The following is a 24120-nucleotide window of genomic DNA, read 5'->3' as shown; positions in this document are numbered from 1 at the left end:
CCGACGAGGTACAGCATGCGTCGCCCTATGGTAGCTGGTAACTGGAAGATGCACGGTACCCGCGCCAGCGTCGCTGAGCTGATCAAAGGCCTTCGTCATCTGGCCTTGTCAAGCGGTGTTGACGTCGCGGTATTCCCGCCTTGCCTGTATATCAATCAAGTGGTTGATGGTTTGAAAGGCAAGTCGATTGCGGTTGGTGCGCAGAATTCCGCGGTGGAATCCATGCAGGGCGCGTTGACCGGTGAAATTGCGCCGAGTCAGCTGGTGGATGCAGGTTGTTCCCTGGTTTTGGTCGGGCATTCCGAGCGCCGCATGATCATGGGCGAGCAGGACAAGACCTTGATCCGCAAGTTTGCTGCGGCCCAGGCCTGCGGTCTGATTCCGGTGTTGTGCATAGGTGAAACCCTTGTGCAGCGTGAAGCCGGTAAGACCCTTGAAGTTGTCGAGCGTCAGCTGGGCAGCATCATCGAGGAGCTGGGTGTCGGTGCTTTTGCAAAGGCGGTCATTGCTTACGAGCCGGTCTGGGCCATTGGCACCGGGCTGACTGCTTCGCCGCAACAGGCGCAGGATGTGCACGCCGCCATCCGCGCGCAGTTGGCGGCAGAGAATTCTGAAGTGGCACGAGGTGTGCGGCTTCTATACGGCGGCAGCGTGAAGGCGGCCAATGCGGTCGAACTGTTCGGCATGCCGGATATCGATGGGGGGCTCATTGGTGGAGCGTCCCTGAATGCAGATGAGTTCGGTGCGATCTGTCGCGCCGCGGGAAACTGAAAAAATGCTGGAAACAGTCGTAGTCGTTTTTCATCTGCTGGGTGCATTGGGTGTAGTTGCCCTGGTATTGCTGCAGCAGGGTAAAGGTGCGGATGCTGGTGCGTCTTTCGGTGCAGGTGCTTCAAATACTGTGTTCGGAAGCCAAGGTTCCTCTACCTTTCTTAGTAAGTTTACTGCTATACTTGCCGCCGGTTTCTTCATAACCAGCTTGGGGTTAGGTTACTTTGCTAAAGAGAAGGCTCAAGAGCTGACTCAAGTAGGTTTGCCAAATCCAGCAGTGTTGGAAGTACCAAAGCAACAACCGGCTTCTGATGATGTACCGGTGCTTCAAGAGCAACAGTCGGCCAATCCGGCGACTGACGTGCCTCCAGCTCAAGAGCAGAAGTAAGAAGGTTTCAAACGCTGTATTGCCGAGGTGGTGGAATTGGTAGACACGCAACCTTGAGGTGGTTGTGCCCATAGGGTGTAGGGGTTCGAGTCCCCTTCTCGGTACCAATTATCAGGAGAGCCCGCGATTGCGGGCTTTCTTGTAGGTGGAAGGGTTACATTGACCCTGTAAGGGATCGGTCGTATACTTCCGCCCCAGCTTTGTCGCGGGATGGAGCAGTCTGGTAGCTCGTCGGGCTCATAACCCGAAGGTCGTCGGTTCAAATCCGGCTCCCGCAACCAGTTTCAGGGGCCCCTTCCAAGGGGCTTTTTGTTAGCTGGACACTTTATAACGCCGCTGTTCAACGGCGTTTCAGGGATGGGCTATTCGCCCATTTTTTTTTATTTGCACAGCATGCACAAACATGCACGAGGGGGTTCAGGTGTCGAGCAAGCTAGAACAGTTGCAGGCCTTGTTGGCCCCGGTGGTCGTGGCCCTTGGCTATGAATGCTGGGGTATTGAGTTTTCGGCTCAAGGTCGCCACTCACTGTTGCGCGTTTATATCGATAAGGAAGGCGGCGTATTGGTGGATGACTGCGCCATCGTCAGCCGTCAGATCAGCGGTGTATTGGATGTCGAAGATCCAATCACTTCCGAATACACCCTTGAAGTTTCCTCGCCTGGCATGGAACGCCCTCTGTTCACCCTTGAACAGTTCGCTTCGTTTGCCGGTGAACAAGTGAAGATCAAGCTGCGCTCGCCCTTCGAGGGTCGACGCAACTTTCAAGGCCTTCTGCGCGGTGTAGAAGAGCAGGATGTCGTGGTGCAGGTAGAAGACCATGAGTTCCTGTTGCCGATCGATATGATCGACAAGGCCAACATTATTCCCAGTTTTGACTGATACGTGCCAGATACTGCGGATCCCGCGGATCCAATGGCTTGCGAAAGGCGAGGCGTACGATGAGCAAAGAAGTACTGCTGGTTGTTGAGTCGGTATCCAATGAAAAGGGCGTACCGGCTAACGTTATTTTTGAAGCGCTGGAGCTGGCTCTGGCCACTGCTACCAAGAAGCGGTTTGAAGACGAAGTTGATTTGCGTGTGGAAATCAATCGCCACACCGGTGCCTATGAGACTTTCCGTCGCTGGACGGTCGTCGAAGAAGCCGACCTGGACGATCCGGCTATCGAAACCTGGCCAAGCAAGGTTGCAGAAACGCATCCTGGCGCCAAGGTAGGTGATGTAGTCGAAGAGAAGATCGAATCCATCGAGTTCGGTCGTATTGCTGCGCAGACCGCCAAGCAGGTCATTGTGCAGAAAGTTCGCGAAGCCGAGCGTGCGCAAGTCGTCGATGCTTATCGCGAGCGCCTGGGTGAAATCATCTCCGGCACCGTGAAGAAAGTCACCCGCGACAACGTGATTGTCGACCTGGGCAACAACGCTGAAGCGTTGCTGGCTCGTGAAGACATCATTTCTCGCGAAACTTTCCGGGTTGGCGTGCGACTGCGTGCGCTGCTCAAGGAAATCCGCACCGAGAACCGGGGCCCGCAGCTGATCCTGTCGCGTACCGCGCCGGAAATGCTGATCGAGTTGTTCCGCATCGAAGTGCCGGAAATTGCTGAAGGCCTGATCGAAGTAATGGCCGCCTCCCGTGATCCGGGTTCGCGTGCCAAGATCGCGGTCCGCTCCAAGGACAAGCGCATCGACCCGCAAGGTGCCTGCATTGGCATGCGTGGTTCGCGTGTCCAGGCCGTATCCGGCGAGTTGGGCGGCGAGCGTGTGGATATCGTCCTGTGGGACGACAACCCGGCTCAGTTCGTGATCAACGCCATGTCGCCTGCTGAAGTGGCGGCAATTATCGTCGACGAAGATGCCCATGCAATGGACATCGCCGTTGGCGCAGACAATCTCGCTCAGGCCATCGGTCGCGGTGGTCAGAACGTGCGTCTGGCTAGCCAATTGACTGGCTGGACACTGAACGTGATGACCGAATCGGACATCCAGGCTAAGCAGCAAGCTGAAACCGGCGATATCCTGCGCAACTTCATCGAAGAGCTTGAAGTCGATGAAGAACTGGCGCAGGTGCTGGTGGATGAAGGCTTTACCAGCCTGGAAGAGATTGCCTACGTACCGGTGGAGGAAATGCTCAACATCGACGGCTTTGACGAGGACATCGTCAACGAGCTTCGCGCTCGGGCCAAGGATCGTTTGTTGACCAAAGCCATCGCTACTGAGGAAAAGCTGGCAGACGCCCATCCGGCCGAAGACCTGCTCTCGCTTGAGGGCATGGACAAGGATTTGGCGATGGAACTGGCGGTGCGCGGCGTAATTACCCGCGAAGACCTGGCCGAGCAGTCTATTGACGATCTGCTCGACATCGACGGCATTGACGATGATCGTGCCGGCAAGTTGATCATGGCCGCCCGAGCCCACTGGTTCGAGTAATTAGGCGCGGCCTGAGGAGAGAAGTGCATGACGCAAGTCACGGTGAAACAACTGGCCGATGAGGTCAAAACACCGGTAGAGCGCCTGTTGCAGCAGATGCGTGAGGCAGGTCTGCCGCACACCGCCGCCGAGGAACATGTGACCGACAGTGAGAAGCAGTCCCTGCTGACTCACTTGAAGAGCAGTCACAAGGCGAAAGTGGAAGAACCGCGCAAGATCACTCTGCAGCGTAAAACCACCAGCACCCTGCGTGTTGCCGGTAGCAAAAGCATCAGCGTTGAAGTACGCAAGAAGAAAGTCTTCGTACAGCGCAGCCCGGAAGAAATCGAAGCCGAGCGCAAACGCGAACTGGAAGAACGTCGCGCAGTAGAAAATGCTGCACGTCAGAAGGCTGAAGAAGAAGCCAAGCGTCGCGCCGAAGAAGAAGCGCGTCGCCAGCCTGCTGCTGCGCAATCCGCTCCGGCCGAAGCCGTTGCGGCTCCAGCCCCGGCAGCCGAGCCTGTGCGTGAAAGCGCGCCGGTCCCGGCACCCGCTCCAGCACCTGCGGCCGATACCCGCAAGCGCGACGAACAGCGTCGTCCGGACAAACCACGTGCCGACGACAACCGTCGGGGCAGTGGTGATGGCGAGCGCAAAAACGCTCCTCATCGTGCTTCGGTCAAGGAAAAGGCGCCAGCGCCACGCGTTGCGCCACGTACCACCGACGAAGAAAGCGATGGCTTCCGTCGTGGCGGTCGCGGCAAGGCCAAGCTGAAGAAACGCAACGCCCACGGTTTCCAGAGCCCTACCGGCCCTGTCGTGCGTGAAGTGAAAATCGGCGAGACCATCACTGTGGGCGATCTGGCCCAGCAGATGTCGGTCAAGGCTGCTGAAATCATCAAGTTCATGTTCAAGCTGGGTACGCCGGCCACCATCAACCAGGTACTGGATCAGGAAACTGCCCAACTGGTTGCTGAAGAGCTGGGCCACAAAGTGACCCTGGTCAGCGACACTGCCCTGGAAGATTCCCTGGCCGAGTCCCTGAAGTTTGAAGGCGAGGCGGTTTCCCGTGCTCCGGTCGTGACCGTAATGGGCCACGTTGACCACGGTAAAACCTCCCTGCTCGACTATATCCGTCGTGCGAAGGTTGCGGCAGGCGAGGCGGGTGGTATCACCCAGCACATCGGCGCCTACCACGTTGAAACCGACCGCGGCATGGTGACGTTCCTCGACACCCCGGGTCACGCTGCGTTTACCGCAATGCGTGCCCGTGGTGCCAAAGCGACCGACATCGTGATCCTGGTGGTAGCAGCGGACGACGGCGTGATGCCACAAACCATCGAAGCCGTTCAGCATGCCAAGGCAGCTGGCGTCCCTCTGGTGGTTGCGGTGAACAAGATCGACAAACCGGGCGCCGATCTCGATCGCATCCGTAGCGAACTGTCGGTTCACGGCGTGACTTCCGAAGAGTGGGGTGGCGACACTCCATTCGTACCGGTCTCTGCGAAGATGGGTACCGGCGTTGACGAACTGCTCGAAGCCGTTCTGTTGCAAGCCGAGGTTCTGGAACTGACTGCTACACCTTCGGCTCCTGGCCGTGGCGTGGTCGTCGAATCGCGTCTCGACAAGGGCCGTGGCCCGGTTGCGACCGTTCTGGTTCAAGACGGTACCCTGCGCCAGGGCGACATGGTGCTGGTCGGTTCGAACTATGGCCGCGTGCGCGCCATGCTCGACGAGAACGGCAAGCCCATCAAGGAAGCAGGTCCTGCTATCCCGGTCGAGATCCTCGGCCTGGACGGCACTCCGGACGCTGGCGACGAGATGAGCGTTGTGGCTGACGAGAAGAAAGCCCGTGAAGTGGCTCTGTTCCGTCAAGGCAAGTTCCGCGAAGTCAAACTGGCTCGTGCTCACGCCGGCAAGCTGGAAAACATCTTCGAGAACATGGGCCAGGAAGAGAAGAAGACGCTCAACATCGTCCTCAAATCCGACGTCCGTGGTTCGCTGGAAGCGTTGAACGGCGCCTTGAATGGCCTGGGTAACGACGAAGTGCAAGTGCGCGTGGTCGGTGGCGGTGTCGGTGGTATCACCGAATCCGACGCCAACCTGGCACTGGCCTCCAACGCTGTACTGTTTGGCTTCAACGTGCGTGCCGATGCCGGCGCTCGCAAGATCGTCGAGCAGGAAGGTCTGGATATGCGTTACTACAACGTGATCTACGACATCATCGAAGACGTCAAGAAAGCCCTGACCGGTATGTTGGGCAGCGATGTTCGCGAGAACATCCTGGGTACCGCTGAAGTGCGTGACGTGTTCCGTTCGCCGAAGTTTGGCGCGATCGCCGGTTGCATGGTGATCGAAGGTGTCGTTCACCGTAACCGTCCAATCCGTGTACTGCGTGAAGACATCGTTATCTTCGAAGGCGAGCTGGAATCCCTGCGCCGCTTCAAGGATGACGCTTCGGAAGTCCGCGCTGGCATGGAATGCGGTATTGGCGTCAAGAGCTACAACGACGTCAAGGTCGGCGACAAGATCGAAGTCTTCGAGAAGGTCCAGGTTGCTCGCAGCCTCTGACTCGCGTACTTCAAGAGCCGCACCGGGCAGTCGCATGAACATGCGCTGCCTCTCAGGCGGACTCTAAACGCAACGCCCGGTCTGGCTTTTGTCAGGCCGGGCGTTTGCCGCTTTCAGACCTCACGGGTTTGACCGTGGGGCAGTAACAGGTAACAAGACATGGCAAAAGAATATAGCCGTACCCAACGAATCGGCGATCAGATGCAGCGCGAGCTGGCCCAACTGATCCGTCGCGAAGTCAAAGACCCGCGCGTCGGCCTGGTCACCATTACCGCAGTGGAAGTCAGCCGTGACGTCGGTCATGCAAAGATTTTCATCACCGTGATGGGGCAGGACAGCGCCGAAGAAATCGCCCAAAGCATCAAGGTGCTCAACTCGGCTGCCGGTTTCCTGCGGATGCAGTTGGCCCGGGAGATGAAGCTGCGCAGCGTTCCACAGTTGCACTTCCACTACGACGAAAGCGTCGTGCGGGGCGCGCATCTGTCGGCCCTGATCGAGCGCGCCGTGGCTGAAGACAGTCAGCACCCGGTTGCGGCTGAACCCGAAGACACCAAGGAGTAATCGGTGGCTCAGGTCAAACGTATCCGCCGTAACGTCAGCGGCATCATCCTGCTCGACAAACCGCTGGGGTTCACCTCCAATGCGGCGTTGCAGAAGGTTCGCTGGCTGCTCAATGCCGAGAAAGCCGGGCACACCGGCAGCCTTGATCCGCTGGCTACCGGCGTGTTGCCACTGTGTTTTGGCGAGGCGACCAAGTTCTCTCAGTATTTGCTCGATTCGGACAAGGGTTACGAAACCCTGGCGCAACTGGGCAAGACCACCACCACGGCGGACGCCGAAGGTGAGGTGTTGCTGGAGCGGCCGGTGACCGTTGGTCAGGCTGATATCGAGGCTGTGTTGCCGGGTTTTCGCGGACAAATCAGCCAGATACCGCCGATGTACTCTGCTCTCAAGCGTGATGGCCAGCCGTTATACAAACTGGCCCGTGCAGGCGAAGTAGTGGAGCGTGAACCGCGTTCTGTTACTATTGCGCGCTTGGAATTGCTGGCCTTTGACGGTAATACTGCGCGGCTGGCAGTCGATTGCAGCAAAGGCACCTATATCCGCACCCTGGTGGAGGATATTGGTGAAAAGCTCGGCTGTGGTGCGTACGTGGCCGAACTGCGACGGACCCAGGCCGGACCTTTCACGCTGGCCCAGACGGTCACGCTGGAAGAGCTCGAAGCGGTACATGCCGAAGGCGGCAACGAAGCGGTCGACCGTTTCCTGATGCCATCGGACAGCGGCCTGCTGGACTGGCCACTGTTGCAGTTCTCCGAGCACAGCGCGTTCTACTGGCTCAACGGCCAACCGGTACGTGCTCCGGATGCACCGAAGTTCGGCATGGTACGGGTACAGGATCACAATGGCCGCTTCATCGGTATCGGTGAAGTGAGCGAAGACGGGCGCATTGCGCCGCGTCGACTGATTCGGTCGGAATGACCGGAACCAGCCTGTGTAACAGCAGGTTGGCGAGTGTGGCTGTTAACAGGCACGGTCACTACTCATTTATAGATACAGGGATTTGTCCCTGGCCTGTTGGTACGGTTTCCTTGGGAACGGTACCTTACAAGAGGAAAGCCACATGGCACTCAGCGTTGAAGAAAAAGCTCAGATCGTGACCGACTACCAGCAAGCTGTTGGTGATACTGGTTCGCCAGAAGTGCAAGTTGCACTGCTGACCGCCAACATCAACAAACTGCAGGGTCACTTCAAGGCCAACGGTAAAGATCACCACTCCCGTCGTGGTCTGATCCGCATGGTAAACCAGCGTCGTAAGCTGCTGGATTACCTCAAGGGTAAGGACGTAAGTCGTTACAGCACCTTGATCGGTCGCCTGGGTCTGCGTCGCTAATCAGCGATTGCGCTATGAGGTTGGTTGTCTGCCTGTTGCCTGCGTTTTGCGCCGGCAGCCGGCAGGCTCCCAGCCTCAAGTTTTATCTGGACAGTCGTTGGGCCGATTCCCCGCACTGCCCAAGAATTTCGCAAGAAGACAAGTTCCCCAAGAGCCACAAAGAAGGTAGGACACCGTGAACCCGGTAATCAAAAAATTCCAGTTCGGTCAGTCGACCGTTACCCTCGAGACTGGCCGTATCGCCCGTCAGGCCTCCGGCGCAGTGCTGGTCACCGTTGACGACGACGTCAGCGTATTGGTGACCGTTGTCGGTGCCAAGCAAGCCGATCCAGGCAAGGGCTTCTTCCCTCTGTCTGTCCACTACCAGGAAAAGACTTACGCTGCCGGTAAGATCCCTGGCGGTTTCTTCAAGCGCGAAGGCCGTCCTTCCGAGAAGGAAACCCTGACTTCCCGACTGATCGACCGTCCGATCCGTCCGCTGTTCCCAGAAGGCTTCATGAACGAAGTGCAGGTTGTCTGCACCGTCGTTTCCACCAGCAAGAAGACTGATCCGGACATCGCTGCGATGATCGGTACTTCGGCCGCGCTGGCGATCTCCGGCATTCCTTTCGATGGTCCGATCGGCGCTGCCCGCGTTGCGTTCCACGAAAGCACCGGCTACCTGCTGAACCCGACCTACGAGCAACTGAAAGCTTCGAGCCTGGACATGGTCGTGGCCGGTACTTCCGAAGCCGTGCTGATGGTTGAATCCGAAGCCAAAGAGCTGACCGAAGACCAGATGCTGGGCGCTGTACTGTTCGCCCACGACGAGTTCCAGGTGGTGATCAACGCCGTCAAGGAACTGGCCGCCGAAGCCGCCAAGCCAACCTGGACCTGGGCTCCACAAGCCGAAGCCACCGAACTGCTGGGCGCGATCCGTGCCGAGTTCGGCGAAGCGATCTCCCAGGCTTACACCATCACCGTCAAGGCCGATCGTTATGCGCGCCTGGGCGAGCTGAAAGACCAGGTGGTTGCCAAGCTGTCCGGTGAAGAAGGCCAGCCGACTGCCGCTGAAGTCAAAGCCGCTTTCGGTGAAATCGAATACCGCACCGTTCGCGAAAACATCGTCAACGGCAAGCCACGCATTGACGGTCGCGACACTCGCACCGTGCGTCCGCTGAACATTGAAGTCGGCGTTCTGCCAAAGACCCACGGTTCGGCGCTGTTCACCCGTGGCGAAACCCAGGCCCTGGTCGTTGCAACACTGGGCACCGCCCGTGACGCGCAACTGCTGGACACCCTGGAAGGCGAGAAAAAAGACCCGTTCATGCTGCACTACAACTTCCCTCCGTTCTCGGTGGGCGAGTGTGGTCGCATGGGTGGCGCCGGTCGTCGCGAAATCGGTCATGGCCGTCTGGCCCGTCGTTCGGTCCAGGCCATGCTGCCAGCCGCTGACGTGTTCCCGTACACCATTCGCGTGGTATCGGAAATCACCGAGTCCAACGGTTCGAGCTCCATGGCTTCGGTCTGCGGCGCTTCCCTGGCCCTGATGGACGCCGGTGTGCCGATGAAGGCTCCGGTTGCCGGTATCGCCATGGGTCTGGTGAAAGAAGGCGAGAAGTTCGCCGTCCTGACCGACATCCTGGGTGACGAAGACCACCTGGGCGACATGGACTTCAAAGTGGCCGGTACCGCCAAAGGCGTGACCGCACTGCAGATGGACATCAAGATCAAGGGCATCACCGAAGAGATCATGGAAATCGCCCTGGGCCAAGCCCTGGAAGCGCGCCTGAACATCCTCGGCCAGATGAACCAGATCATTGGTCAGTCGCGTACCGAGTTGTCGGAAAACGCTCCGACCATGATCGCGATGAAAATCGACACCGACAAAATCCGTGATGTCATCGGTAAAGGCGGCGCGACCATCCGTGCGATCTGTGAAGAAACCAAGGCTTCGATCGACATCGAAGACGACGGCTCGATCAAGATCTTCGGCGAAACCAAGGAAGCGGCAGAAGCAGCACGTCAGCGCGTCCTGGGCATCACCGCAGAAGCCGAGATCGGCAAGATCTACGTGGGCAAGGTTGAGCGTATCGTCGACTTCGGCGCGTTCGTCAACATCCTGCCGGGCAAGGACGGTCTGGTTCACATCTCCATGCTGAGCGATGCTCGCGTCGAGAAAGTGACCGACATCCTCAAAGAAGGTCAGGAAGTGGAAGTGCTGGTACTGGACGTGGACAACCGCGGTCGTATCAAGCTGTCCATCAAGGACGTAGCGGCAGCCAAGGCGTCGGGCGTTTAATCACCCCCTCGCTTAGCCGCTGAACAAGCAAACGCCCCGACTGGTTCGGGGCGTTTTGCTGTGTGCGGGAAATCACCGTGTCGCAGGTTGCCTGGCCATAAGCTCAGTGCTAGGTTTAGCCCACCGCCCGTGTAGCTCAGCCGGTAGAGCAGCGCACTCGTAACGCGAAGGTCGCAGGTTCGATTCCTGTCTCGGGCACCAGGTTCTTCTCACTTGCGGTTGTTGCACAGGCTTGTGTCTCTGTTAGGATTCCCTTGTCCCAAAAAGCACACACATTTGTTTTCAGATGATCCCCGAATGGTTCTGAAGGCCAGATAAACCGGGCTTCACACGGTTTTTTGCGTCAGAGAGATCCTTGATGATCCAGATCCATCTTCCATTCCCCAGATCAACGAGAACGCCATGACTGCTAAAGCATTGACCCAGGAAGCCAGACACGAAGAAGCACTGAAGAAGTACGTGCTGGATGCGCCCCAGTTGCTCGAAGAGATCAAGGACCTGAGCGCCGACGATCAAAAAGACCAGATCCAGTGGGCGTTCGAGGATGAGGCCGAAGCCCAGGGATTACAGCCTTGGGAGTTGACGCTCAAGTACACCAGCACACCTGAAGAGTTCGAGGAACAGCGCCTTGCCTTGCACAAGGAAGCGGCCGAGGTACTGGGTGTGGAATGGGATGAATACTGCGAGATGAATAATCTGGTGGTCTGATAAAAACGCCAGCCTTTTGAGGCTGGCGTTTTTTGTTGTCAGAGACTGAGCCGCATCGACAGGTCCACCGCTTTCACATCCTTGGTCATTGCCCCGATCGAGATGTAGTCCACCCCGGTCTCGGCAATCGGGCGCAACGTGCTTTCGTTGATCCCGCCGCTGGCCTCCAGCTTCACCTTGCCGCCGTTCAGGCGTACGGCTTCGCGCATGTCATCCAGGCTCAGTTCGTCGAGCATGATGATGTCGGCATTGGCCGCCAGCGCTTCTTTCAATTCAGTCAGGCTTTCCACTTCGATTTCCACCGGTTTGCCCGGTGCGATCTTGTGGGCGGCGGCAATGGCCTGGGCGATGCCGCCGCAGGCTGCGATGTGGTTTTCCTTGATCAGGAAGGCATCGTAGAGGCCGATGCGGTGGTTATGGCAACCGCCACAGGTGACGGCGTACTTCTGGGCCAAGCGCAGCCCTGGGAGGGTTTTGCGAGTGTCCAGCAGCTTGACCTGGGTGTCGGCCACAAAGTCGGCCAAGTAGCGGGCTCGGGTGGCCACGCCAGAAAGCATCTGCAGAAAGTTCAGCGCGCTGCGTTCGCCGGTCAGCAGCGAGCGGGCCGGGCCTTCGAGGTGGAACAGCGCCTGGTCGGGGCTTGCCCGGTCGCCATCGCGTACTTGCCAATGCACGGCGACGCGCGGATCCAGTTGCCGGAACACGGCATCGACCCAGGCCGTGCCGCTGATGACTGCGGCTTCCCGGGTAATGATGGTGGCTTTGGCCAGGCGTTCGGCGGGGATCAGTTGCGCGGTGATGTCGCCGCTGCCGATGTCTTCGAGCAACGCGCGGCGCACGTTGGCCTCGATTTCGGCGGTCAGATCGGCGAGACGTAGATTCGGCATAACGGGCTCCACAAACAAAGTGGCCCGATTATAGGGCCAGTGGCTTGTCTCACAAACAATGTTCCTTATGGGGGACGGCGCCGGACGTCTGCGCCAGGCATCGAAACCTGCATTTGGTCGCATCCTCGCAACATTTCCCCGATTGTCCGGTCACTTATTGCGGAGTATTTCGACTTGGGTCACAGAGTCTGCTGGCATGACCGGGTTCTTTTACCAGATAATCCGCCTTTCGATTGACGTCATGGCTTTGACGTTTCGAGCGCAAGAGCACCCTTTCAGGAGACTAGGATGCACAACGACGGGAATGTAGTGCCCTTGCACAAGGTTTCTACCGATCAGGCGAACCGCTCGCCGCTCGCCCGCCTGCCTGTGATTCTGCTTCAGGTGCGCGACAAGGCCGCCCAGCAGTTGCGCCTTGGTTTGCAGGGGCTGTTCGACAATGCCGACGACACGCTGTTTGAAATGGCCGATCGGGCGCGCAACGATGTCGATCAGAACCTGTTCTTCGAAGCCATGCGGGACTTGCGCCTCAAGCGCAAAAGCATTGAGCGCGAATTTATCGAGCAGTTTTTCGAAGCCTTTGTCAGCCTCGCCCAATACGATCCGACCCAAGCCACCTTGGCGCCGGCGCAGGCCTCCGGCCCTCAGGTTCAGCGCACGCATGATGACCTGGAGCGTCATCTGGCGGTGGAGGCCATGGTCACCCGGGTGCTCAGTCGCGATAGCGTGGCTCTTGAGCAACTGACGGCGCGGCTCAGCGTCTTGCTCACCAGGCCGCTGGCAAACCAGCAGAACCCTTTGAGCCCGGCGCTGCTGTGTGAAAACTTTCTACAGGCCGGTCGCAACCTGGGGGTGGAGATCAAGGTCAAGCTGATCCTGCTCAAATTGTTTGAGCGCTATGTGCTCAGCGAGTGCGATCAACTGTATACCGAGGCCAACCAGTTGCTGGCCGCTACGGGCATCCTGCCGGATCTCAAGATTTCACCCTCGCGACGAGCGTCGGATCGCGCCGATGAGGCCCCGCGTACCAAGACTGAAAGTGCCGGCCCCAAGGCCGCCGAAGTCGATGACAGCGTGCAGGAAGTATTTGCTGCGTTGCAGAAACTATTGATGCAGGTGCGTGGCAGCGTGGCCCCGACTCTGGAGGCCAGCGCACCGGCTCAACCGATCTCGACCCGTGATTTGCTGCGCCTGCTTTCCCATTTGCAGCAGTACGTGCCGGCGCCTGCCATCGAGGATGAGTTCGACCTGCGCAGCCAACTCGAACAGTTGCTGACCCGGGTCAGCGTCAGAAGCGGCAAGTCGCGGGTGGTCGACGACGCCGATGAAGACGTGATCAACCTGATCTCGATGATGTTTGAATTCATCCTCGACGACCATAACCTGCCGGACTCCTTCAAGGCGTTGATCGGCCGTCTGCAGATTCCGATGCTCAAGGTTGCGGTGCAGGACAAGAGCTTCTTCAGCCGGGGCAATCATCCGGCCCGACGGCTGCTCAATGAAATCGCCGCTGCTGCCACCGGCTGGGGCGATTGCGACGACCATCAGCGCGACAGCCTCTATCTGCGCATCGAACAGGTGGTGCAGCGGTTGTTGAATGACTTTGTCGATGACCCGGCGATCTTCTCTGAATTGCTGGCCGATTTCCTGGCCTTCACCAGCGATGAAAGACGTCGCAGCGAATTGCTCGAACAGCGTATTCGTGACGCCGAAGAAGGTCGGGCCAAGGCCGAACTGGCGCGCCTGCGCGTCGAAGGCGTGCTGAATCAGGTCATGCTGGGCAAAGTGTTGCCGCAGGCGGTGGTGGAGTTTGTGCAGCACGCCTGGAGCCAGGTGTTATTGCTGACCTGCTTCAAGCACGGCAAATATTCAGCCGAGTGGCAGGCCGACGTTTTGACGCTGGAAGAACTGATCTGGAGCGTCCAGCATCACGAAGAACCGGATGCCGGCCTGCGCTTGCTGACGATAGTGCCGCAGCTGCTCAAAGCCTTGCGTGAAGGCCTGAGCCGTTCGGCGTTCGACCCGTTTGCCACCAGCGAGTTTTTCAGCGAGCTGGAAACCCTCCACGTGCTGGCCCTCGAACGCATGGGACAGGCAACGGAACAAACCCAGTCGTTCAATTCGCCGGTCATGGTCCAGGTTTCGGAGAAAATTGTCCTGCGCACCGCTCAAAAGGCCCCGGAAGACAGTGCGGCGGTGCACTTGCCGGCCGATGATGTGGGCCTGCTTCAGGTCGATCAGTTGCGATTGGGAAGCTGGGTTGAGTTCCAGGAGGACGATGACAACAGCCTGCGTTGCAAACTGGCGGCGATCATCGAGGCCACCGGCAAATATGTCTTCGTCAACCGCACGGGCCTCAAAGTGCTGGAGCACAGCCGCACCAGCCTGGCCCTGGAATTTCGCCGAGGGACGGCGCGTCTGTTGGACGACACCTTGCTGTTCGACCGGGCGCTGGAATCGGTGCTGGGCAATCTGCGTCAGCTCAATCGCGGCAAGTGATCGCACAGCCAGGGCCGATCGCGGCATACTGGCGGCATTCACTGACGTCATCGAAGGAACCTGTATGCAGTTGGACCCCGCCAGTGGTTGGTGCGATGGCGTGCGGCATTGCCCATCACCCAACTTCAATGCGCGCCCCGAAGGCGAAATTTCACTGCTGGTGATCCACAACATCAGCCTGCCGCCGGCACAGTTTTCCACGGGCAAGGTGCAGGAGTTTTTCCAGAATCGTCTGGATGTCACGCAACACCCCTATTTTGCCGGTATCGCCGATCTGCGTGTGTCTGCGCATTTTCTGATCGAGCGTGACGGCGCGATTACCCAGTTTGTCTCCTGTCTGGATCGTGCCTGGCACGCGGGCGTTTCGTGCTTTGAAGGGCGGGAGACGTGTAACGATTTTTCCCTGGGCATCGAGCTGGAAGGCACCGACGATCTGCCCTTCACTGACGCGCAATATGCCGCATTGGTCTGCCTGACCCGGCAGTTGCAGGCGGCGTTCAAGGCGATCACGCTGCAGCGCATCTGCGGGCACAGCGACATCGCCCCGGGTCGCAAGACCGATCCGGGACCGGCATTCGACTGGGCGCGCTACCGCGCTGCCTTGATAGAAGGGGAAGGGCAATGAGTTTTCTGGTGCTGCTGCTGGCGATCTGGATCGAGAAATTCTCGGCGTTGCGCCATCGGGTCCAGCGTGACGGCGGTTGGCTGCGCGAACTGAACAAACTCGAGACGAACCCACGCTGGGTCAACCGGCCCTGGCTGGTGCTGGTTGTGCTGGTCCTGCTGCCCGTGGCGCTACTGGCCTTGTTACTGTGGGTATTGGAGCCGGTGGCCTATGGTCTGCTGGCACTACCGGTGCATCTGCTGGTGGTGATTTACAGCCTCGGTCGAGGGGATCTGCTCGCTGACCTGGGGCCGTTTCGTGACGCCTGGCGACGGGAAGACCTGCAGGCGGCCGACCATGTGGCCAAGCGCGACCTGAATATCGAGGCCGATAGCGGCGAGCAGTTGCTGGAGCGGGTCCAGGGGCATCTGCTGTGGCAGGCCTATCAGAGTTTTTTCGCGGTGATTTTCTGGTATTTCCTGCTCGGGCCGGTCGCGGCGCTGAGCTATCGCCTGCTGGCGCTGGCCGCCGAGCACAGTCAGAACCCCGGCGTGGCCGAGCGGGCGACGCAGTTGCGCCATGCCTTCGATTGGGTGCCGGTGCGGTTGCTGACCGCGAGCTTCGCCCTGGTGGGCAACTTCGTGGCAGTCAGCCGGGTCATGCTGCATGAGTTGCTGAACTGGAACATCAGCGCAGCAGACCTGATCGGCAAGGTCGGGCTGATGGCCGGCGAGATTCCCGACCCTGTCGCGGGCCCGGACGGCATCAACAGCCTGGATCGGCTGTGGGAGCTGTTGTTGCGTGCGGCGGTGCTCTGGTATGCCGGGTTTGCACTGTGGACAGTGCTGGCTTAGGCAAACGCACGCTCTGTGGCGAGGGGATTTATCCCCGCTGGGATGCGCAGCAGCCTCATTTGATTGCGGGCTTTAAGATAGCTAGGGGCCGCTTCGCGCCCCAGCGGGGATAAATCCCCTCGCCACAAGAACCGTGCCACGGCTCGTCGTTAACCTTAAGTTACAAATCTTCCCGCCGATTTAGGCTATACAGGGACAGCGCCCAAATAGTGGCTATCTGCTGTCTCTGTGCGCCTGCCCATAAAAACAAGAAATACAACCGGGAGACTTCCTTGTGAAGAGTTTGCTCTGGCCCGCCGTCGCGCTGATGAACCGCCTGAGCTTCGGCATGAAGTTCAGCCTGATCAGCGTGTTGTTCCTGCTGCCGATGCTGGTGACCAATTTCTTTTTGGTGCGCGATTCCTATCGCGAATTCCAGGGCACGCAAGTGGAGCTGCAAAGCCTCGATCTGCTGGGCAACAGCCTGACCCTGCGGCGCGACCTGGAAACCCTGAACAATCTGGTGCAGATCAATGCCAGCCTCGGTCAGTCCGGCAAGGCCGGGGACGTGGAGGCGAAGATCGGCGCCCTTGAAAAGCAGGTCCTGGCGCGGTTGCAGAGCTTGAAAGCCATGGCCGTCGATCCTGAACAGGTCAGCGCCTTCGATGCCAAGCGCGACGAAATGATTGCCGCTTTCAAGGCCCAGCAGGCCGAGCGCTCCCTGCAAAGCAAAAGCGCACTGATTGGCAAGCTGCTCAACAGCGCGCAGATGTTCAGTCAAATCATCGCCAGCCAGGCTGGCCTGAGCCGCGACAACCAGGGCGACATCCGCCAACTGAGCGAATTGATCATCAGCGTGACCCCCAACGTGACCCAAACCCTGGGTGAAGGCCGTGCGCTGGGCGCTGCGTCCCTGGGCCTGGGCTTTCTCAATTCGGCGTCGAGCACCCGGTTCGACGAGTTGCTGGGGCAAATCGAAAAGCTGCAGGGTGAATATGACCTCAAGCTTCAGGACGCCCTGGGTTCCAGCAAGGCGGCCGAGCAGGCGCTTGCCAGTCAGGCCGAAGGCAGCAAGGCAACCTTGAAGAAAGCCGGTGAACTGATCGAAGAACAGGTGGTGATGGCTGACACGCTGGATGCTCCATGGCTGCCGTTTTACGAGCAGGTCAGCAGTCTGATGGAGCAGACCTACCGACTGAACGATGTGACCCTGGGTTTTCTGGATGTTCAGTTGCAGCATCGCCTGGAGCAGAACCGCAGCCACATGGTGCTGCAAGCTGTTGCGCTGGTCGCCGTATTTCTGCTGATCTTTTACCTGTACGCCGGCTTCTACGCCTCGACCCGCACCACCCTCAAACATCTCGGCGAGATGATGGACAAGGTCGCCGCAGGCGACATGACGGTCAACTTCGTGGCGCGCAGCAAGGATGAGTTGGGGGAGTTGGGTGAAGTGTTCAATGGCACGGTGGCGAAGATCCATGACCTGATCGAACAGGTCGGCCGGACCGTTGCCGAGGTCGAGCGCCAGGCCGGGCAGGTGGAGGCGGTGTCGGCCCAGAGCAACCAGGCCGTGTCCGGGCAGCGCAGCCAGATCGAGCTGGTCGCCACGGCGATGAACCAGATGTCGGCCACCGCCCAGGAAGTGGCTCGTAGCGCCGCCGCGGCGGTCAGTAGCGCCCACAGCGTGAACGACGAAACCCTCAGCGGGCGCGGGCTGGTGGAGTCGCAACAGAGCAGCATCGTGCGCTTGGCCAGCGAGATCGATCAGTCGGTGCAGGTGATCAATCAATTGGCGACTGACAGCCAGGCCATCAGTCGTGTGCTGGACGTGATCAAGAGCATTGCCGAACAGACCAACCTGCTGGCGCTCAACGCCGCGATCGAAGCCGCACGAGCCGGAGAGCAGGGGCGCGGTTTCGCGGTGGTGGCTGACGAAGTGCGGACCCTGGCCAAGCGCACCCAGCAATCGACCGAAGAAATCGAAGAAATGATCACCCGCCTGCACGGCGGTGTGGGTGCTGCCGTCAAAGCCATGGGCACCAGCCATGAGATGGCCAGTGGCACGGTGGGGCAGTCGGAAAAGGTCCAGCAGGCGCTGGAAAATATCCTCGGTGCCGTCGGTATGATCGTCGACCAGAACCAGCAGATCGCTGCAGCGGTGGAGCAGCAGACGGCCGTGGCCCATGACATCGACCAGAACATCGTCGAGATCAATCGCGCCGGTGAACGCACCGCCGAAGGGGCGCACCAGACCGAGGACGCCAGCCGTGAGTTGTCCGCCCAGGTGGTGCAGCTCAAGCAGTTGATCAATGCGTTTCGGGTGTAGTTAAAGGATGGTGCTCACCACCGATCCAATGTGGGAGCAAGCCCGCTCCCACAGGGGGTCACCAATTGAACAATTGGCGGGCGTTGGCCGTGCTGGCCTCTGCCAGCTGCTCAGGGCTGATTGTCATGATCCCAGCCAGTGCTTCACAAATGGCCGGTAAATGCGCCGGGCTGTTGCGTTGGCCGGGGAACATCGCCGGGGCCATGTCCGGCGAATCGGTTTCCAGCACCACCGCGTCCAGCGGCAGTTTTGCCAGTACCCGATGCATGCGCAGGGCCTGAGGCCAAGTGGCGGCGCCACCAAGGCCGAGCTTGAAGCCGAGCTTGATGTACTCGCGAGCCTCCTCAAAACTGCCGGCGAAGGCGTGGATAATCCCCCCGCGCTTGAGGTCAATGCGCTTGAGGGTGGCGATCACGGCGGCGTGGCTGCGGCGCACATGGATCAGCGCCGGCAATTGGAATTCCGCCGCCAGTTGCAGTTGCGCCTCGAACAATGCCTGCTGGCGCTCCCGATCCAGGGTTTGGATGAAGTAGTCCAGACCGATTTCCCCCACCGCACACAACTGCCGATGCCCAGCCAGGCGGATCAGCCATTGGCGCAATTGCCCCAGATCATCAGGGCGATGCTGGTCGAGATACACTGGATGCAGGCCCAGCGCGGCGTGCAGGTCCGGGTCGCTTTGCACCAGATCCCACACCCGTTGCCAGTTATCCCGATACACCCCCAGCACCACCATCTGCCGCACGCCCAAGGCGCGGCTTTCGGCCAGCAGCGCCGGGCGATCCGCATCGAAGTCGGGGAAATCCAGATGGGTGTGGGTATCGATCAGTTCCATGCTTCAATCCTGAAGAATACTCAGCCCTGATGAATGCGCTGCTTGAACGTGCGTGCGATGGCCTGCACACCGGGTTGGTAATCATCGTTTTCGATGGCGGCCAGGGCCAGCGCCAGGGCTTTGTCGGCGATCAGTTGGTGCTGCTGGGACATGGCGTTGACCGGCAGCGGCAGGAAGTCCAGCAGTTGCGTATCACCAAAGGTGCCCAACCGTAGTGGGCGCGACTTGAGCGGGAAGTCGTGCAGGGCGTCGAACACCCCTTGCAGCAGCACATAGGAGGTGGTGATCAACGCATCAGGCAGGTGCCCCAGTCGCGCGAGCAATTCGTCCATCAACTGGCGACCGCATTCACGGCTGAACGACTCGCCGTGCTCGATCAGCACCTGGCCTTCGAACCCGGCCAGGGCTTCGTTGAAACCGGCGGTGCGTTCCTGGCTGATGCTCAATTCGGGCCGGGCGCTGATCAGCGCGATCTGGCGGGGATTGGTTTCCAGCAGGCTACGGGTCAGTTGCAGGCTGGCCTGGCGGTCATCGCTGATCACCGAGCAGAAGTGCGCAGGCTCCATCACCCGGTCGATGGCGATGATCGGGATACCCTTGGCCTGCAACTGGCGATAACTGTCGTCCCCGGCAGGCAGGCAACTGGCGACGATCAGCGCATCGCAGCGCCGGGCGCGGAACAGTTGCAACAGTTGCCGTTCGCTCTCGGGCGCATCGTCGGAGCTGGCGATCAGCAATTGATAGCCCCGCGCTCGGGCACCCTGTTCCAGCAGTTTGGCGATGCGGGCGTAACTGGGGTTTTCCAGGTCTGGCAGGATGAAACCCAGCGTGCGCGTATGCCGGCTGCGCAACCCGGCAGCCTGGGGGTTGGGCGTGAAGCCATGCTCCTCGACCACGGCGCGTACGCGTTCGACGGTGGCGCTGCTGATGCGTTGCTGTTCGGCCTTGCCATTGATGACATAGCTGGCGGTGGTCACGGACACACCGGCCAACTGGGCGATATCACTGAGTTTCAACCCGGTTTTCCTTGTTTTTTCGAGTTTGCCCCGACAATGAGGGGCATCCTACCCGATTCAGGACGACGGTTACTGTCGCGACAGCGGCGACAAGTTGCACTTCAAGGATGAGAGATTATCGAGTAACGTGCCAATCTTTCTAGATTAAACGTTTCAGCAGGCGTATTTTCAAGGTTAGCAGGATTTTTTGGCCCGTCTGCCGCGATAGCGCCAAAAGCCGTCCTGTAACGCTAAGCTGATTCATTCAAAACAATACCTGGCGCCAACCCGACGCCAAAAAGGAGAAAGCATGCTCGAGCTCACTCTAGAGCAGATATCCATGGCCCAGACGGCTGTGGATAAAGACGCCGCGCTGCAATTGCTCGCTGACAAACTGGTGGCCGATGGCCTTGTAGCCGAGGGTTACCTGGCCGGCTTGCAGGCTCGCGAGGCCCAGGGCTCGACCTTTCTTGGCCAAGGTATTGCCATCCCCCACGGCACCCCGCAAACCCGCGATCTTGTGTACTCCACCGGTGTGCGTCTGTTGCAGTTCCCCGACGGTGTGGACTGGGGTGACGGTCAGATCGTTTACCTGGCGATCGGTATCGCGGCCAAGTCCGACGAACACTTGCGTCTTTTGCAACTGCTGACCCGCGCCCTCGGCGAGACCGACCTGGGCCAGGCCCTGCGCCGCGCAGGTTCGGCCGAAGCGCTGTTGAAGCTGCTGCAAGGCGCGCCACAGGAACTGGCCTTGGATGCGCAGATGATCGGCCTCGGCGTGTCGGCCGACGATCTCGAAGAGTTGGTCTGGCGCGGTGCCCGTCTGCTGCGCCAGGCCGACTGTGTGAGCAACGGCTTTGCTGGAGTGTTGCAGCAGGTCGAGGCGCTGCCATTGGGCGATGGCCTGTGGTGGCTGCACAGCGAACAGACGGTCAAGCGTCCGGGCCTGGCCTTCGTCACGCCGGACAAGCCCATCCGTTACCTCGGTCAGCCCTTGAGCGGTCTGTTCTGTCTCGCCAGCCTCGGCGAGGCTCACCAGGCTTTGCTCGAAAGGCTCTGCGCGTTGTTGATCGAAGGCCGCGGCCATGAACTGGGTCGCGCCACCAGCAGCCGCAAGGTGCTGGAAGTGTTGGGCGGCGAACTGCCCGCCGATTGGCCCAGCGCCCGCATCGGCCTGGCCAATGCCCATGGTTTGCACGCGCGTCCGGCGAAGATCCTCGCGCAACTGGCGAAAAGCTTCGAAGGCGAGATCCGCGTGCGCATCGTCGACGGCCAGGACAGCGCCGTGTCGGTCAAGAGCCTGAGCAAATTGCTGAGCCTGGGCGCTCGTCGCGGCCAGGTCCTGGAGTTCATCGCCGAACCGAGCATCGCCGCTGACGCCTTGCCGGCGCTGCTGGCCGCCATCGAAGAGGGCCTTGGCGAAGAAGTCGAGCCGCTGCCGCCACCGAGTGCGCCACAGCAAACCACCATGGCCGAGGTTGCTGCCGTCGTGCTGGCGCCCGAATCCGGCAGCTTGATCCAGGCCGTTGCCGCCGCTCCGGGCATTGCCATCGGCCCGGCCCACATCCAGGTGTTGCAGGCCTTCGAGTATCCATTGCGCGGCGAATCAGCGGCCATCGAGCGTGAGCGCCTGCAAAACGCCTTGAACCAAGTGCGCCGCGACATCGAAGGTCTGGTCGAACGCGCCAAGGCCAAGGCCATCCGCGAAATCTTTATCACCCATCAGGAGATGCTCGACGACCCGGCGCTGACCGATGAGGTCGACACTCGATTGAAGCTGGGCGAGAGCGCGCAAGCGGCGTGGATGGGCGTGATCGAAGCGGCTGCCAAAGAACAGGAAGCGCTGCAGGACGCACTGCTCGCCGAACGTGCCGCCGACCTGCGGGACGTCGGTCGGCGTGTGCTGGCGCAGTTGTGCGGCGTCGAAACCCCGAGCGAACCCGAGCAACCTTACATTCTGGTGATGGACGAGGTTGGCCCATCCGACGTCGCCCGTCTGGACCCCGCCCGCGTAGCGGGGATTCTCACCGCGCGCGGCGGCGCCACCGCCCACAGTGCCATCGTCGCCCGAGCCCTGGGGATCCCGGCGCTGGTGGGGGCCGGTGCGGCGGTGTTGCTGCTGGCGCCGGGCACTTCACTGTTGTTGGACGGCCAGCGCGGTCGCCTGCACGTGGACCCCGACGCGCCCACGCTGCAACGGGCCACCGAAGAGCGCGACACCCGCGAGCAACGTCTCAAGGTCGCTGCCGAACAACGTCATCAACCGGCGCTGACCCGTGACGGTCATGCCGTGGAAGTGTTCGCCAACATCGGCGAGAGCGCCGGGGTCACCAGTGCGGTGGAGCAGGGCGCCGAAGGCATTGGCCTGTTGCGCACCGAACTGATTTTCATGGCTCATACCCAGGCTCCCGATGAAGCGACTCAGGAAGCCGAATACCGCAAGGTGCTCGATGGCCTGGCCGGGCGACCGCTGGTGGTGCGTACCCTCGATGTGGGCGGCGACAAACCGCTGCCGTACTGGCCGATCGCGAAAGAGGAAAACCCGTTTCTCGGCGTGCGAGGCATTCGCCTGACCTTGCAACGTCCGCAGGTCATGGAAGCGCAATTGCGCGCCTTGTTGCGTTCTGCCGACAACCGTCCGTTGCGGATCATGTTCCCGATGGTGGGCAGCGTCGATGAGTGGCGTCAGGCCCGGGACATGACCGAGCGCCTGCGCCTGGAGATCCCGGTGGCGGACCTGCAACTGGGGATCATGATCGAGGTGCCGTCCGCGGCACTGCTGGCGCCGGTGCTGGCCAAGGAAGTCGACTTCTTCAGTGTCGGCACCAACGACCTGACGCAATACACCCTGGCCATTGACCGCGGTCACCCAACCCTTTCGGCTCAGGCTGACGGCCTGCACCCGGCGGTGCTGCAACTGATCGACATCACCGTGCGTGCCGCCCATGCGCATGGCAAGTGGGTCGGCGTGTGCGGTGAGCTGGCGGCCGACCCTTTGGCGGTGCCGGTGCTGGTGGGCCTGGGCGTAGACGAGCTGAGTGTTTCGGCCCGCAGCATTGCCGAGGTCAAGGCGCGGGTACGCGAAGTGAGCCTGGCGCAGGTAAAAATCCTCGCCCAAGAGGCCTTGGCCGTGGGCAGCGCCAATGACGTGCGCGCATTAGTGGAGGCGCTGTAATGGCCAAGATCCTTACCCTGACCCTCAACCCGGCGCTCGACCTCACGGTGGAACTGGCGCGCCTGGAACCCGGTCAGGTCAACCGCAGCGATGCCATGCACAGCCACGCCGCCGGCAAGGGCGTGAACGTGGCCCAGGTGCTGGCTGACCTCGGCCACACTGTGACCGTCAGTGGCTTTCTCGGTGAAGACAACGCCCAGGCATTCGAAACGCTGTTCGCCCAGCGCGGTTTTGTCGACGCCTTTATTCGCGTCCCAGGGGAGACCCGCAGCAACATCAAGCTGGCCGAGCAGGACGGACGCATCACCGACCTCAACGGTCCAGGCCCGGTGGTTGATGACGCCGCGCAGCAAGCGTTGCTTGAGCGACTGGAACACATCGCCCCGGGCCACGATGCCGTGGTAGTGGCGGGCAGCCTGCCCCGGGGCGTCAGCCCGCAATGGTTGCAGGCGCTGATCATTCGCTTGAAGGCACTGGGCTTGAACGTGGCCCTCGACACCAGCGGCGAAGCCTTGCGCGTCGCCCTCGCGGCGGGGCCGTGGCTGATCAAGCCAAACACCGAGGAACTGGCCGATGCGCTGGGTTGCGACGTGGTGAGCGAATTTGCCCAGGCGGAAGCGGCGCAACGATTGCACGCCCAAGGCATCGAGCATGTGGTGATTTCCCACGGCGCCGACGGCGTGAACTGGTTCAGTGTCGGTTCGGCGCTGCATGCCTCGCCGCCCAGCGTCACTGTCGCCAGCACCGTGGGGGCCGGCGATTCGCTGCTGGCCGGCATGCTGCATGGCCTGCTCAGCGCCGATACGCCGCAACAGACCCTGCGCACCGCCACGGCCATCGCCGCCATGGCCGTGACGCAGATCGGTTTTGGCATCCATGACACCGCGTTGCTGGCGTCGCTTGAACAGGGCGTGCGCGTGCGCCCCCTGACCGAACAATAAGAGGGTTCGCAA

At 60.4% G+C, this 24120-nt stretch carries 18 protein-coding genes, 3 tRNA genes and 2 pseudogenes; 20 read left to right on the top strand and 3 right to left on the bottom strand.

Annotation, left to right across the window (positions count from 1 at the left end):
• The first annotated feature begins 15 nt into the window (after positions 1-15).
• The 13 genes from tpiA (at position 16) to GSM73_RS18395 (ending at position 11013) form a co-directional block, all read left to right on the top strand.
• Positions 16-771 (top strand): triose-phosphate isomerase, encoded by a 756-nt coding sequence (tpiA, locus tag GSM73_RS18455; protein ID WP_047229056.1) that lies wholly within the window; start codon positions 16-18, stop codon positions 769-771.
• Positions 772-775: 4 nt separating this feature from the next.
• Entirely contained in the window at positions 776-1159 is a 384-nt protein-coding gene (gene secG / locus GSM73_RS18450; RefSeq protein ID WP_047229055.1) for a preprotein translocase subunit SecG, read from the top strand.
• 21 nt (positions 1160-1180) lie between these two features.
• A tRNA-Leu gene (locus GSM73_RS18445) sits at positions 1181-1266 on the top strand.
• A 97-nt stretch (positions 1267-1363) separates the two neighbouring features.
• A tRNA-Met gene (locus tag GSM73_RS18440) sits at positions 1364-1440 on the top strand.
• Positions 1441-1580: 140 nt separating this feature from the next.
• Complete coding sequence (rimP, locus tag GSM73_RS18435) at positions 1581-2039, top strand: ribosome maturation factor RimP (RefSeq protein WP_025211790.1); 459 nt, start codon at positions 1581-1583, stop codon at positions 2037-2039.
• Positions 2040-2098: 59 nt separating this feature from the next.
• Positions 2099-3580: a transcription termination factor NusA gene (nusA, locus tag GSM73_RS18430; protein ID WP_047229054.1), complete on the top strand. Its 1482-nt coding sequence runs from the start codon at positions 2099-2101 to the stop codon at positions 3578-3580.
• Positions 3581-3607: 27 nt separating this feature from the next.
• Entirely contained in the window at positions 3608-6130 is a 2523-nt protein-coding gene (gene infB, locus GSM73_RS18425) for a translation initiation factor IF-2 (protein WP_047229053.1), read from the top strand.
• Between the two features lie 159 nt (positions 6131-6289).
• Complete coding sequence (gene rbfA, locus GSM73_RS18420; RefSeq protein ID WP_003177871.1) at positions 6290-6691, top strand: 30S ribosome-binding factor RbfA; 402 nt, start codon at positions 6290-6292, stop codon at positions 6689-6691.
• A gap of 3 nt (positions 6692-6694) precedes the next feature.
• Positions 6695-7612 (top strand): tRNA pseudouridine(55) synthase TruB, encoded by a 918-nt coding sequence (gene truB / locus GSM73_RS18415; protein WP_076383530.1) that lies wholly within the window; start codon positions 6695-6697, stop codon positions 7610-7612.
• A gap of 142 nt (positions 7613-7754) precedes the next feature.
• Positions 7755-8024, top strand: coding sequence for a 30S ribosomal protein S15 (gene rpsO, locus GSM73_RS18410; RefSeq protein ID WP_024684882.1), 270 nt, complete (start codon positions 7755-7757; stop codon positions 8022-8024).
• Between the two features lie 175 nt (positions 8025-8199).
• Positions 8200-10305, top strand: coding sequence for a polyribonucleotide nucleotidyltransferase (pnp, locus tag GSM73_RS18405; RefSeq protein ID WP_047229052.1), 2106 nt, complete (start codon positions 8200-8202; stop codon positions 10303-10305).
• 125 nt (positions 10306-10430) lie between these two features.
• Positions 10431-10506, top strand: a tRNA-Thr gene (locus tag GSM73_RS18400).
• 201 nt (positions 10507-10707) lie between these two features.
• On the top strand, positions 10708-11013 hold the full coding sequence (locus tag GSM73_RS18395) for a DUF6388 family protein (protein WP_047229051.1): 306 nt from the start codon (positions 10708-10710) through the stop codon (positions 11011-11013).
• 38 nt (positions 11014-11051) lie between these two features.
• Here GSM73_RS18395 and nadC read toward each other — a convergent pair whose 3' ends face one another.
• Positions 11052-11900, bottom strand: a complete 849-nt coding sequence (gene nadC, locus GSM73_RS18390; protein ID WP_160893425.1) for a carboxylating nicotinate-nucleotide diphosphorylase — start codon at positions 11898-11900, stop codon at positions 11052-11054.
• A gap of 288 nt (positions 11901-12188) precedes the next feature.
• Here nadC and GSM73_RS18385 point away from each other — a divergent pair, with 288 nt between their 5' ends.
• The 5 genes and pseudogenes from GSM73_RS18385 to GSM73_RS28260 form a co-directional block, all read left to right on the top strand.
• Entirely contained in the window at positions 12189-14399 is a 2211-nt protein-coding gene (locus GSM73_RS18385; protein ID WP_076383531.1) for a DUF1631 domain-containing protein, read from the top strand.
• 64 nt (positions 14400-14463) lie between these two features.
• The gene (gene ampD / locus GSM73_RS18380) at positions 14464-15024 is read left to right on the top strand and encodes a 1,6-anhydro-N-acetylmuramyl-L-alanine amidase AmpD (RefSeq protein WP_047229048.1); all 561 of its coding nucleotides are present in this window, start codon (positions 14464-14466) and stop codon (positions 15022-15024) included.
• Entirely contained in the window at positions 15021-15857 is an 837-nt protein-coding gene (gene ampE / locus GSM73_RS18375; protein WP_160893424.1) for a regulatory signaling modulator protein AmpE, read from the top strand. Before ampD ends, ampE begins: the two co-directional genes overlap by 4 nt.
• 307 nt (positions 15858-16164) lie before the next feature.
• A pseudogene (locus GSM73_RS28265) lies at positions 16165-17256 on the top strand (methyl-accepting chemotaxis protein); the annotation flags it as partial.
• A 333-nt stretch (positions 17257-17589) separates the two neighbouring features.
• Positions 17590-18162, top strand: a pseudogene (locus GSM73_RS28260) (methyl-accepting chemotaxis protein); the annotation flags it as partial.
• Between the two features lie 58 nt (positions 18163-18220).
• Here GSM73_RS28260 and GSM73_RS18365 read toward each other — a convergent pair.
• Positions 18221-18997: a TatD family hydrolase gene (locus tag GSM73_RS18365; protein WP_160893423.1), complete on the bottom strand. Its 777-nt coding sequence runs from the start codon at positions 18995-18997 to the stop codon at positions 18221-18223.
• A 20-nt stretch (positions 18998-19017) separates the two neighbouring features.
• Complete coding sequence (cra, locus tag GSM73_RS18360) at positions 19018-20013, bottom strand: catabolite repressor/activator (RefSeq protein WP_139049123.1); 996 nt, start codon at positions 20011-20013, stop codon at positions 19018-19020.
• A 289-nt stretch (positions 20014-20302) separates the two neighbouring features.
• Between cra and ptsP the strand changes: the two genes are divergently transcribed.
• Complete coding sequence (ptsP, locus tag GSM73_RS18355) at positions 20303-23167, top strand: phosphoenolpyruvate--protein phosphotransferase (protein WP_160893422.1); 2865 nt, start codon at positions 20303-20305, stop codon at positions 23165-23167.
• Complete coding sequence (pfkB, locus tag GSM73_RS18350; protein WP_047229042.1) at positions 23167-24108, top strand: 1-phosphofructokinase; 942 nt, start codon at positions 23167-23169, stop codon at positions 24106-24108. Before ptsP ends, pfkB begins: the two co-directional genes overlap by 1 nt.
• Positions 24109-24120 lie beyond the last annotated feature (12 nt).

Source organism: Pseudomonas sp. PICF6, assembly GCF_009831705.1.
Classification (GTDB): Bacteria; Pseudomonadota; Gammaproteobacteria; order Pseudomonadales; family Pseudomonadaceae; genus Aquipseudomonas; species Aquipseudomonas rhizophila.
This window is presented reverse-complemented; position numbering and strand designations above follow the sequence as displayed.